This window comes from Arthrobacter sp. ZBG10, from assembly GCF_001238605.1.
Classification (GTDB): domain Bacteria; phylum Actinomycetota; class Actinomycetes; order Actinomycetales; family Micrococcaceae; genus Arthrobacter.
In genome coordinates this window covers 50,277-62,365 of the sequence record NZ_LFQH01000029.1, presented here as the reverse complement: position 1 = coordinate 62,365, position 12,089 = coordinate 50,277, and the positions used below count along the sequence as shown (strand labels likewise).

The window sequence follows — 12,089 nt, the reverse complement described above, 5'->3', positions numbered from 1 at the left end:
CGGGTGGCACGGGGCGCGGCTGCGCACAGGCAACTGGTGCCCCGTTTCCGGCAAAACATGACCCTCGGCCCAGGCGTACGATCCGTGGTCTTCGTGATTGCCGCTCCCTGGTGGTTAGCCACCCAACGCCAGTTGCGACCCGACCAGCCTACCAAAAGCACACCCTGGCGCGCGGGTAGGCTTGACTGCGTGAAAGATGAGCAACTCAACGATGCATACGTAGTCACCCTGTCCTGCCCGGACACCCAGGGAATCGTCCACGCTGTGGCTGGCGCCCTGCTGGTGGCGGGGTGCAACATTACGGACTCCCAGCAGTACGGCAGCCCCGCCACGGGAACGTTTTTTATGCGCGTGGAGGTGACCACGACCGCCATGCAGTCAGAGCTCCGCGCGGCCCTGCAGCCCGTGGCTGACGCGTTCGGCATGCAGTGGAGCCTGAACCCCGCGGGCCGGAAGGTCCGGACCCTGGTCCTGGCCAGCACGTCGGCACACTGCCTCAACGACCTGCTGTTCCAGCAGCGCAGCGGCACCCTGCCCATCGACATCCCGGCCATTGTCTCCAACCACAAGGACCTGGCCGGGCTGGCCGAGTTCTACGGCATCCCGTTCCACCACATCCCGGTCACCGCGGACACCAAGGTCCAGGCGGAGGACAGGCTGCGCGCCATCATGGCGGAGCACAACATCGAGCTGACGGTCCTGGCCCGCTACATGCAGATCCTCTCGGATGAGCTGTGCACCGACCTTACGGGCAAGGCCATCAACATCCACCACTCGTTCCTGCCCTCCTTCAAGGGCGCCAAGCCCTACCACCAGGCCCACACCCGCGGCGTGAAGCTGATCGGCGCCACCGCCCACTACGTGACGGCCGCCCTGGACGAGGGTCCGATCATCGAGCAGGAAGTCATCCGCGTGGACCACAGCCGCACGGCGCAGCAGCTGGTCCAGATGGGCCGCGACGTGGAGGGCCGCACGCTGGTCCAGGCGGTGCAGTGGCACGCCGAGCAACGGGTGCTGCTGGACGGGAACCGCACGGTGGTCTTCAACTGACTCGCAGTTGTTGTCGTTTTGAGCCCTCAAAACGACAACAACTGCGAGTCAGTTGGGTGGGGCGCGCAGGCCTGTCACATCCGCACCGGAAACCGGCCACGCGCAGGCGTCGCTAGAGTGAACCCATGGCTCCCTTGTACCCCTTCGCCGGGAACACCCCGGCCGTCCACGAGACAGCATTCGTCGCCCCCACGGCCACGATCATCGGCAATGCCAGCCTGGCGGCGGACGCCAGCGCGTTTTACGGCGCCACGGTCCGGGCCGACACCGCCAAGATCAGCGTCGGCGCCGGCAGCAACCTCCAGGACAACGTGGTGCTGCACGCGGACCCGGGCTTCCCCTGCACGGTGGGTGAGCGGGTCAGCGTGGGGCACGCCGCCGTCGTCCATGGTTCAACTGTGGAGGACGACTGCCTGATCGGCATGGGCGCCACCGTCCTGAACGGCGCGGTGATCGGCGCGGGTTCGCTGGTGGCGGCCGGCGCCGTGGTCCTCGAGGGCACGGTGGTGCCGCCGCGGTCACTGGTGGCAGGCGTCCCGGCCAAAGTCCGGCGGCCCCTTACCGACGAGGAGTTCGACGGCGTCCGGGCCAACGCCGAACGCTACGTCGAGCTCGCCAGGGCGCACCGCGCCCTCCACGGCTGACCCCACTCCCCCAGGGAATCAGTCCAGGCTGACCGGCCCGATCGAGTCGAGCAGCTCGCCGGGACCGGGGTTGCCCGGCGCCGCCGACCCGCCCAGGTGGTTCACCACGCCCCACACCGCGTTCAGGCCGGTGGTCACGGCGCCCTCGGCCCAGCCGGCAGTGAAGGAAACGTCGTCGCCGGCCAGGAAGATGCCGCGCTGGTAGTCGGGCAGCGCGTCCTGCTTGAAGTGCGTAAAAAGCCGCTGCTGGTAGCGGTAGTGCCCGGGCAGGTTGGCCTTGAACGCGCCCATGAAGTTGGGGTCCGCTTCCCAGGACACGGTGATGGGCTGGCCCACGATGTGGCTGGCGATGTCCACCGTGGGGTAGATCTGCTCGAGCGAGTGCAGCATCAGCTCCACGCGTTCGTCGGCGTCGAGCGCCAGCCACTTCAGCGCGTCGTCGTTCCAGGTGTAGGAAAGCAGGATGACCGCGGGCTGGTCCGGGCCGTTGTCCAGGAGGTAGGTGGCGCGGTTCAGCCGGTCCGTGAGGGTCATGGACAACACCTCGTGGCCCGTGGCCGGATCAATGTCCTTCCAGAACGGCCGGTCCACCATCACGAAGGTCTTGGACGACTGCATGTAGTGCGAACGCTCGATCGCCGTCCACAGCTCCGCCGGGAAGAGCGCCTCTTCGGTATGGATGCGGGTGGACAGCAGCCAGGACTGGCACGTGGTGACCACTGCCGGGTAGGTGGCTTCGCGGCCCCAGCGTTCGCGGATCCGCAGGTTGCCGTCCGGGTCGCGGCTGATTTTGCCCACGGCGCCGCGCGGGGACCCGGAGTGCAGCGAGGCCAGGGAGGTGCCCTCCGGCCAGTGGGCAAGGCCCGACGGCGCGTGCTGCCAGAGTGCCTCGGGGAGCCGTTGCGCGCCGCCCCGGATCAGCCGGTGCGCGTCGTCAGCGTCGGTGTAGACCACCCGCAGGATCTCGAGGATCGAGTTGGGGAAGTCCGTGTCCCAGCCGCCGGTGCCGAAGCCCACCTGGCCAAACGCCTCCCGGTGCGTGAACCCGGCCTTTTTGAAGGACTCGCTGGCGGCGATGAAGCCGTAAAAGGTCTGCTCGTCCATCAGCGGCAGCAGCTCGTTCCAGAGTTCCTTGATCCTGCCCGTGTCCCGGGTGCGGATGGCCTCCTGCATTTCAGTGAACCTGGCGCCGTCGTTCACGGCAGCCTTCCAGGCGTCGGCCACCTCACGGAAGAACGGCGGCAGGTCCGAGGGCTTTTCGGCATAGTACTTCCTGCCGGCGAGCTCGATCACGGTGCTGGAGGTGGCGTTGGAGAGCGGGTTGGGGAATTCCTGGGTGTCCAGGCCCAGCAGGTCCACGTAGTGGTAAAAGGCCTTGCCTGACACCGGGAACCGCATGCCGCCCAGGTCCGCCACGACGCCGGGTGCTGCCGGGAAGTTGGCGGTGCGGAGTCGGCCGCCGATCTGGTCCGCCTCGTACACCACAGGCCGCAGGCCCAGCTTCATCAGTTCGTAGGCGGTGACCAGGCCGGACAGGCCGGCCCCGATGACTGCCACTTCGGTGCCCAGCAGCTCCGGCGGCACCGAGCCGAGACCGTCCGGGTGGGCCAGGTAGTGGTCGTAGCTGAACGGGAAGTCCGGGTTGAGCATGGTGATGGGGGCAGCCGTCCCGGCATCGGCACCACCCTGTGAGGGGGCGCCTGCGGGGCCGGAGGCCGGAAGTTCTGTGGCGATGGTCATTGAAGTCTGCCTTTGGAAGGTTTGGGACGGTCCGGATCAGGAATGCTGCGGTGCGGGGCGGGCGGCGGACACCTCAAGGTAGTCCGCGGAGCTCATCGCCGCCACCTTGGAATGGCGCCGGCCGTAGGAGAAGTAAGCGGCAATACCCACCAGCATCCACAGCGCGAACACCACCCAGGTGTCGGCGCCGAGGTTGGCCATGAGGTAGCCGCACATGATGGCGCCGAGGATGGGGGTGATGGGGAACAGCGGCACCCGGAAGGTCCGTTCGAGGTCCGGCCGGCTGCGCCGCAGGTAGATGACGGCCACGTTCACCAGGCCGAAGGCGAACAGGGTGCCGATGCTGGTTGCGTCCGCCAGGGCGCCGAGCGGGATCAGCCCGGCAGTGAGCGCGACGGCGGTCCCCACCAGGAGCGTGCCAACCACGGGGGTGCCGGTCCGGCGGGACACCCGGCCGAAGACGGCGGGAATCAGGCCGTCCCGGGCCATGGACAGCAGGATGCGGGTCTGGCCGTAGAGGACGGTCAGGACGATGCTGGCGATGGCCAGCACGGCGCCGACAGCAAACACGAGCCCGATCCAGGGCTGGCCGGTGGTCTCCTCAAGAATTTTCACCAGGGCGGCCTCGGTGCCGTCGAACCAGCCCCACGGCCGGGCGCCAATGGCGGCAACTGCCACCAGGACATAAATGGTGGTGACAATCAGCATGGACAGCATGATGGCACGGGGCAGGTCCTTTTTGGGGTTGCGGGCCTCCTCACCGGCTGTGGAGGCGGCATCAAAGCCAATGTAGGAGAAGAAGACCCGTGAGGCTGCGGCGGAGACGCCGGCGGCCCCCATGGGCAGCAGCGGCTCGAAGTTGCCTGCGGTGAAGGCGGTGAAGGCCACTGCGCAGAAGAAGAGCAGGATGCCCACCTTGACCACCACGATGGACGTGTTGATCCAGGCACTTTCCTTGGCGCCGCGGACCAGGAGCGCGGTGGCGAGCAACACGATGACCATGGCGGGGACGTTGACCATGCCGCCGTCGCCCGGCGGCTGGGACAGCGCGTCCGGGAGAGCGGTTCCAAAGACGGCCAGGGCCTCGTTGACATACTGGCCGGCGCCGACCGCGACGGCGGCCACGGAGACCGCGTATTCCAGGACCAGGCACCAGCCGCAGATCCAGGCCATGCCCTCGCCCATGGTGGCGTAGGTATAGGAGTAGCTGGAGCCGGAGACGGGCACCATGCCTGCCATCTCGGCGTAGGAGACGGCGGACAGCAGCGCGGCCAGGCCGGCGATGGCGAAGGAGATCCAGATGGCCGGCCCCGCCAGCGGCACCGATTCGCCGAGGATCACCAGGATGCCGGTGCCAAGGGTGGCGCCAACGGAAATCATTGTCAGCTGGAGCACGCCGAAGCTGCGGACCAGACGGGGTCCGTCCTGTGCGTCGCCGGCTTCGGTGACCATCTGCGCGATCGGCTTGCGGCGCAGCAGTTGCGCGCCGAGTGAAGGCCGGCCGGCTACCCGGGCCGGCCCCCTGCCGGAAAGTGTTGGCACAGTCATCGTTGACGTCCGTTCCTGTTGGTGGGTGGTTGAACTGGTTTTCCCTTTCCCCAGATTAGGGGTGTGAGCAGCATCTCAATGGTGTGCAAAACAACCTGTAGGCTTCCAGCATGAGACACAATGCACCAGAGAACGATGGTAGCCCGGAGCAGCTGGACGCAGTAACCCTGGGCCGCTTCCTGGCCGCTCTGCCTGCCGGGGTGACAGTGGTGCACCATGCCGGCAACGGTGCCGCGCCGCTGCGCTGGGTGGAGCCCAGCGAACTCGGTGACCCCACGCCGTACCTGCTGGACGGCGAATTTGTGCTGACTGCGGGCCTGCCGTTCCTGGCCGGGGGCCACGCCGGCGATCACCCCGGTACCGGCGGCAGCGGTCGCAGCGGCGGGCTGCGGAGCGGGCCGGCAGCAGGCCCGGACGACGGCGGCACGCACCGCGGCGGCTCCCCCGCCCCGGGTGCCGCTGCGGGCGGTGCGGCGGAGGACGGCGGCACGGCGGCGCAGGCGGACGCGTACGTCCGGCGCCTGGTGGCAGCAGGGGTCGCCGCCCTGGGATTCGGCCTGCAGCCCTACTTCGACGCGGTCCCGGAGGCACTGGTGGAAGCCTGCCGGAACCACGGGCTGACGCTGGTGGAAGTCCCGGCCAACGTCCCGTTCGCCGCGCTGGGCCTGGAATTCTCCAAACTCCTGGAATCCGGAAACGCCCAGGTGTTCCGGCAGCTGGCGGAGACCAACAGGCACCTGATGCGGGCCGTCCTGTCCACCCGGCCGGAACACGAGCTGCTGGCGGCGCTCACCGAACGCGTGCCGGTGTGGGCTGTCCTGGTGGGGGCTGACGGCAGGGCGCGGGCCCGGGCTGCCGCCCAGGCGGGCCCCGGCACCAACCCCAGGGCCGCCGTCGAGCATTCCCTCCTCCAGCCGCTGGTGGCCAGGCTCCTGGCCGGCAGCGGGCCCCGCATCGAAACCGGCTCCGTGGACACCCCGGATCCCACCCTGCTGTTTGGGCATCCGCTGCGCAGCACCCGGGACGCGACGCTGGGCGCCCTGGTGCTGGGGGCCGGCAAACCCCTGACGCCGGCCCAGAACAATGTGGTGTCCGCCGTGGTGGGACTGCTGGAGCTGCTGGTCCGGCAGCGGACCAGCGGGTCCCTGGCACCCAGCCAGCTGGCCACCGCCCTGCTGCTGCACCCGGACAGCCTGGCCGGTGGCAGCTCCCGCCGGCTCAACGGCCTGAAGGACCTGCTGGCCCAGAGTGTGGGCGGGACCCGGTCGGCCCCGGTCCGCGTGGTGCTGGGGCTCCGGTCCGGCACACCGGCAGCGGCTCCTGCCGCCACGGAAGGCGCCGTCCGCGACCTGCTGCACTGGCGGCGGATTTTCGACACCAAGCTGGTGGAACTGACCGATGACGGCTTCGCCACCGTGACGCGCCTCAAGGTGGACGGGCCGCTGCTGGCGGAGGTGGAGCAGCTGGGGTGGCGGCTGGTGGTGGGCGCCCCCACCGAACTTCCGGGCCTGGCGGCCGCCTACCAGCGCGCCACCGCGCTTCGCCCGCGGGTCCTGGCCACCGCATCGACGGTGCGGGAGGAAGACCTCACCTGGTCCGTCGCCGGTTTGCTGGGCGCCGACGCCGGCGCGTTGCTCGCCGCCCGGCTGCTGGCCCCTGTCCTTGAACAGGAACCGGCGCGCCGGGACGCGCAGTTGCTGGTGCTTCGCTCGTGGCTGGCCGCCAACGGCAGCTGGGATGCCTCGGCCAAGGACCTGGGCCTGCACCGCAACAGCGTGCGCCGGCAGATCACCGCGCTGGCGGAACTCCTGGACCTGGACCTGGCGCAGGCGGCAGCGCGGGCCGAATTATGGTTTGCGCTGCAGTTTGTGGACTCTGCCGGTCAGTAGCCCCAGTCCCGGTACAGGTCCGGGCGACGCTCGGCCAGGTACGGCACCTCGGCCCGCTCCCGCCCCGCCGCTGCGGGATCAACCTCGGCAAAGAGGACAGTGGCTCCGGCTCCGGCAGCCGCCAGCAGTTTGCCGTCCGGCCCGGCCACCACGCTGCCGCCCAGGAACCGAAGGCCGTCCTCGACGCCGGAATGGTTCGCGTAGGCGATGCTGACCTGGCTTTCCAGCGCCCTGGCGCGGAGCAGCACCTGGGGTACGTCGTCAAAGCCGTGGGCCAGCGCCGTGGGGACCAGGAGCAGTTCGGCTCCGCGCGATGCCGCGGCCCGGACGGTTTCGGGGAATTCGACGTCGAAGCAGATCACCATCGAGGTGGGGATTCCGTGGAAGTCGACGATGGCGGGCGGCTGGGTGGCGGGGCTGAAGGCCGCCCGCTCGTCCGGTCCGAAAAGGTGCACTTTGCCGTACTCCAGCAAGCTGGCGCCTTGCGCGTCGAGGAGGGTGGCGCTGATTTGCCACTCCCCCTGGGCGGTGAGGCGGGGCAGGCTGTACACCAACGCAATCCCGTGCCGCCTGGCAATGTCAGCCAGCCGCTGGCGCAGCGCCGGGAGAATGTCCGGGTCCAGGCCGGACCGGATGCGCCGCGGCGCGTAGCCCACCAGGAACAGTTCCGGGGTGACCAGGACGGCTGCGCCCCGCGCGGCGGCGGTGGCTGCCGCGGCTTCAAGGGAATCGAGGTTGGCATCAGGGTCAAGGACTGCGGCGTTTGCCTGCAGGAGTGCCAGCAGCACCGCTACCACCTTCCATCGCGGGACGGCCGGGGGATAACGGCCTGGCCCCAGCCTAACCAGCGCGCGCCGGGATGCGTCCGGGCCATTTGCACACGCAGCATGCCATCAGGGGCCGAATCGTCCTATGCCCAAAAAGTTACCGCTAACCGACGCATGCGTTAACTTCTTGACTACAAGCCGGGAAATAGGGCACTGTACATAGCATGTCCGGAACCCCGCGCTCAACGAGGAGCAAGCCAAAGAATCCCGGCTCACAGTCCGCACTGCGGCAGCTGAACCAGCAACGCATCATCGAAAGCCTGCGCGGCGGGCCTTCAACCCAGGCTGAACTCGCCCGGCAGACAGGCCTCTCCACGGCGACGGTCTCCAACATCGTCAAGGTCATGCTGGACTCCGGCCTCGCGTCCACGGAACCGATTACCAGTTCCGGCCGCCGCGCCCTCAACGTGAGGCTCAACAGCAACGGCGCCGTGGCTGTTGGCATCGACTTCGGCCGGCGGCACCTCCGCGTGGTCCTGGCCTCCCTGAGCTACCGCGTGATAGCCGAGGAATCCGTGATGCTGCCACTGGGCCACCAGGCGGAGGACGGCATCCAGGCGGCAGTGACCCTGCTGGACAAGCTGTTGCGGGAAAGCAACATAGAGCGGACCGCCGTGGTGGGTGCCGGCGTCGGAATTCCCGGCCCCATTGACCGGCGCACGGGAACCGTTGCGCAGGGCGCGATCCTGCCTGAGTGGGTGGGCATCAACATCCTGCAGCACCTGGAAGAGACGCTGCAATTTCCCGTCTTCATTGACAACGACGCCAATCTCGGGGCCTGGTCCGAGGTCACGTGGGGCCGGCACAGCGGCGTCAGCAACCTGATGTTCCTGAAGATCGGATCAGGCATCGGCGCGGGCCTGATCCTCAACGGAGCGCCGTACTACGGCAACGTGGGGATCACCGGCGAGATCGGCCACGCCACCATCCACGAACAGGGCCTGGTGTGCCGGTGCGGCAACCGCGGCTGCCTGGAAACCATTGCCTCCACCACCACCATGATCGAGCTGCTCAGCCGCGGCGAGGACCGCCCGCTGACGCCCGCGGACATCGTCCGGAAGGCCCTGGCCCGGGACCCCGCCACCCTGCGCGTGGTTGACGACGCCGGCCTGTCCGTGGGCCGCGCTTTGGGCAACGTCGCCAACCTGATCAACCCCGAAGTCATTGTGGTGGGCGGGCCGCTGGCCGGGCTCGGAGACCTGCTGCTGGACCCGATCCGCCGGGGCCTGACACGGCACGCAGTCCCCGTCATCGGGGAGACCACCACCCTCACCATGTCCTCCCTCGGGGACCGTGCCGAAGCCCTCGGAGCGGCCGCCCTGGTGTTCCAAAATGCTGGCATCCGGAAAAACTAGACCATTTCGTTATCCGGTAATTGCGTTCAAGACTTGACGACAATAGCTGTGATCCAGTTTACTTTTGCATCAGACGGCCCTGCGCTTTGCCGGCCGGACAACGGAGTCATTTTTTAATGGAGGTTAGGGCCCATGACGTCCCAGACCACGCACACGGACCCTGTCATCCTCGAGATGCGGTCCATCACCAAAGAGTTTCCCGGCGTTAAAGCCTTGTCGGAAGTCAGCCTGCGGGTAAAGGCCGGCGAAGTCCACGCCATCTGCGGCGAGAACGGCGCCGGCAAGTCGACGCTGATGAAAGTCCTCTCCGGGGTCTACCCGTTCGGCAGCTACGACGGCGACATCGTCTACCAGGGCCAGACCCAGCAGTTCCGGGACATCAGGGCCAGCGAGCAGGCCGGCATCGTGATCATCCACCAGGAGCTGGCGCTGATCCCGGAGCTGTCCATCATGGAGAACATCTTCCTGGGCAACGAACCCACCAAACGTGGTGTCATCGACTGGGCCGAGGCCCGCATCCGCTCCACCGAACTCCTGGCCCGCGTGGGCCTGCGCGAAAACCCGGACACCCCCATCAAGGAAATCGGCGTCGGCAAGCAGCAGCTGGTTGAAATCGCCAAGGCCCTGAACAAGTCCGTGAAAATCCTGATCCTGGACGAGCCCACCGCCGCGCTGAACGAATCCGACTCCCAGCACCTGCTGGACCTCATCCTGGGCCTGAAAGGCCGCGGCATCACCTCGATCATCATTTCGCACAAGCTCAACGAGATCGAGCAGATCGCCGATTCCATCACCATCATCCGCGACGGAAAATCGATCGAAACGCTCAACGTCAAGGCGGACGGCGTTGATGAGGACCGGATCATCAAGGGCATGGTGGGCCGCACCCTCGAGTCCCGGTTCCCGGACCACACCCCCAAGATCGGCGAAGTCTTCTTCGAAGTGAAGGACTGGACGGTGGCCCACCCGCAGATCCAGGACCGGCTGGTCTGCAAGGGCTCCAACTTCTTTGTCCGACGCGGCGAGATTGTGGGCTTCGCCGGGCTGATGGGGGCCGGCCGGACCGAACTGGCCCGGTCAGTGTTCGGCAGGTCGTACGGCCACTTCGTTTCGGGCCAGGTATACATCCACGGCAAGGAGACGGCGCTCAAAAACGTTCCCCAGGCCATCGACGCCGGGCTGGGCTACGTCACCGAGGACCGGAAGTCGCTGGGCCTGAACCTCCTGGACGACATCAAAACCACCACCGTTTCGGCCAACCTCCAGAAAATCAGCAAACGGAGCGTTGTGGACACCGACAAGGAGTTTGCGGTGGCCGAGCAGTACCGGAAGTCCCTGCGGACCAAGGCCCCTTCGGTCCAGGAAGGTGTGGCGAAACTTTCCGGCGGCAACCAGCAGAAGGTGGTCCTGGCCAAGTGGATGTTCACCGACCCGGAGCTGCTGATCCTGGATGAACCCACCCGGGGCATCGACGTCGGCGCCAAATACGAGATTTACGGCATCATCCAGCAGCTCGCCAACCAGGGTAAAGGCGTGATCGTCATTTCCTCGGAACTGCCGGAGCTCCTGGGACTCTCCGACCGCATCTACACCATCTTCGAAGGCGCCATTACCGGCGTCCTCGACAAGGCGGAAGCGAGCCAGGAAAGCCTGATGAAGCTCATGACCTCCGCCCGAAAAGCCGCCTAATCCTCTGGAGCTTTCCAGAACCTTCCAGATACGAGGACCGAAACAATGAACGCGCTCAAGAAACTCTTTGGCGGCGACACCCGCCAGTTCGGCATGATCTTTGCCCTGGTGGCACTGATCCTGCTGTTCCAGTGGCTCACAGGCGGCATCACCCTCACCCCGGGCAACGTCATCAACCTCTTCAACGGCAACTCCTACATCCTGATCCTCGCCATCGGCATGGTGCTGGTCATCATCGCCGGCCATATCGACCTGTCCGTGGGCTCCGTGGCAGCCTTCGTGGGCATGGTGGTGGCGATTGCCATGCGCGACTGGAACCTGCCCTGGTTCCTCGCCATCCTGCTGGGCCTTGGCCTGGGCGCCCTGATCGGTGCCTGGCACGGCTGGTGGACGGCCTATGTGGGCATCCCGGCGTTCATCGTGACCCTGGCCGGCATGCTGATTTTCCGCGGTGCGCAGCAGTTTGTGGGACAGTCCAACTCCATCCCCGTCCCGCGGGAATTCCAGTTCATTGGCGCCGGCTACCTGCCGGAAATCGGCCCGAACACCGGCTTCAACAACCTCACCCTGCTCCTGGGCCTGGCGGCAGCCGCCTTCGTGGTGATTGGTGAAGTCCGCCGCCGCCGCTCCGCCAAGGCGCTGGGCGCGGAGGTTCCGGAAACCTGGGTCATGGTCCTCAAACTGGTCCTGATCTGCGGCGCCATCCTCTACGCCACGTACTTGTTCGCCACCGGGCGGCCGGGCACCTCGTTCCCCATCCCCGGCCTGATCCTCGCCGTCCTGGTCCTGGTCTACGGCTTCATCTCCTCCAAGACCGTTGTGGGCCGCCACGTCTACGCCGTGGGTGGCAACCGCCACGCAGCCGAACTGTCCGGCGTGAAGTCCAAAAAGATCAACTTCCTGGTGATGATGAACATGTCGATCATCGCGGGCCTGGCCGGCATGATCTTCGTGGCCCGCTCAACCTCTGCAGGTCCGTCCGACGGCACCGGCTGGGAGCTGGACGCGATCGCCGCTGTCTTCATCGGCGGCGCCGCAGTGACCGGCGGCGTGGGCACCGTGATCGGCTCGATCGTTGGTGGCCTGGTGATGGCCGTCCTGAACAACGGCCTGCAGCTGCTCAGCGTCGGCGCTGACTGGCAGTCCATGATCAAGGGCCTTGTGCTCCTGGTGGCCGTGGCCATCGACGTCTACAACAAGTCCCAGGGCCGGGCCTCGATCATCGGCCTGATGATGAAGAACTTCAACCGGTCCTCAAACGGCCCCGGCACGCCGCTTCAGCCCGATGAAGTCACCTCCACCAAAGCAACCATTTCCCGGGAAGCCTGAGTACTCAGCTTCCCGTCC

Annotated in this window: 9 protein-coding genes; 6 read left to right on the top strand and 3 right to left on the bottom strand. The window is 67.1% G+C overall.

Annotation, left to right across the window (positions count from 1 at the left end; genetic code table 11):
• Positions 1–189: 189 nt before the first annotated feature.
• Positions 190–1,050 (top strand): formyltetrahydrofolate deformylase, encoded by an 861-nt coding sequence (gene purU, locus ACU18_RS07355; protein WP_050684881.1) that lies wholly within the window; start codon positions 190–192, stop codon positions 1,048–1,050.
• A gap of 125 nt (positions 1,051–1,175) precedes the next feature.
• Entirely contained in the window at positions 1,176–1,694 is a 519-nt protein-coding gene (locus tag ACU18_RS07350) for a gamma carbonic anhydrase family protein (protein ID WP_050684880.1), read from the top strand.
• An 18-nt stretch (positions 1,695–1,712) separates the two neighbouring features.
• Here the strand turns inward: ACU18_RS07350 and ACU18_RS07345 are convergent, their stop codons facing one another.
• Both ACU18_RS07345 and ACU18_RS07340 read right to left on the bottom strand, forming a co-directional pair.
• Complete coding sequence (locus tag ACU18_RS07345; protein ID WP_197273536.1) at positions 1,713–3,434, bottom strand: flavin monoamine oxidase family protein; 1,722 nt, start codon at positions 3,432–3,434, stop codon at positions 1,713–1,715.
• Between the two features lie 36 nt (positions 3,435–3,470).
• Positions 3,471–4,982 carry an amino acid permease gene (locus ACU18_RS07340; protein ID WP_050684879.1) on the bottom strand — a complete coding sequence of 504 codons (1,512 nt, stop codon included), beginning with the start codon at positions 4,980–4,982 and terminating at the stop codon, positions 3,471–3,473.
• A gap of 110 nt (positions 4,983–5,092) precedes the next feature.
• Here ACU18_RS07340 and ACU18_RS07335 point away from each other — a divergent pair, with 110 nt between their 5' ends.
• The gene (locus ACU18_RS07335) at positions 5,093–6,871 is read left to right on the top strand and encodes a PucR family transcriptional regulator ligand-binding domain-containing protein (RefSeq protein WP_050684878.1); all 1,779 of its coding nucleotides are present in this window, start codon (positions 5,093–5,095) and stop codon (positions 6,869–6,871) included.
• On the opposite strand, the gene ACU18_RS07330 is transcribed toward ACU18_RS07335, so the two are convergent.
• Positions 6,865–7,659 (bottom strand): nitrilase-related carbon-nitrogen hydrolase, encoded by a 795-nt coding sequence (locus tag ACU18_RS07330; protein WP_050684877.1) that lies wholly within the window; start codon positions 7,657–7,659, stop codon positions 6,865–6,867. The genes ACU18_RS07335 and ACU18_RS07330 overlap by 7 nt on opposite strands.
• A 203-nt stretch (positions 7,660–7,862) precedes the next feature.
• On the opposite strand from ACU18_RS07330, the gene ACU18_RS07325 reads away from it, so the two are divergent.
• From ACU18_RS07325 to mmsB, 3 genes are all read left to right on the top strand, one after another.
• Positions 7,863–9,053, top strand: a complete 1,191-nt coding sequence (locus tag ACU18_RS07325; protein WP_050684876.1) for an ROK family transcriptional regulator — start codon at positions 7,863–7,865, stop codon at positions 9,051–9,053.
• Between the two features lie 132 nt (positions 9,054–9,185).
• Positions 9,186–10,742 (top strand): multiple monosaccharide ABC transporter ATP-binding protein, encoded by a 1,557-nt coding sequence (gene mmsA / locus ACU18_RS07320; RefSeq protein WP_050684875.1) that lies wholly within the window; start codon positions 9,186–9,188, stop codon positions 10,740–10,742.
• Positions 10,743–10,787: 45 nt separating this feature from the next.
• Positions 10,788–12,071 carry a multiple monosaccharide ABC transporter permease gene (mmsB, locus tag ACU18_RS07315; RefSeq protein WP_050684874.1) on the top strand — a complete coding sequence of 428 codons (1,284 nt, stop codon included), beginning with the start codon at positions 10,788–10,790 and terminating at the stop codon, positions 12,069–12,071.
• Positions 12,072–12,089 lie beyond the last annotated feature (18 nt).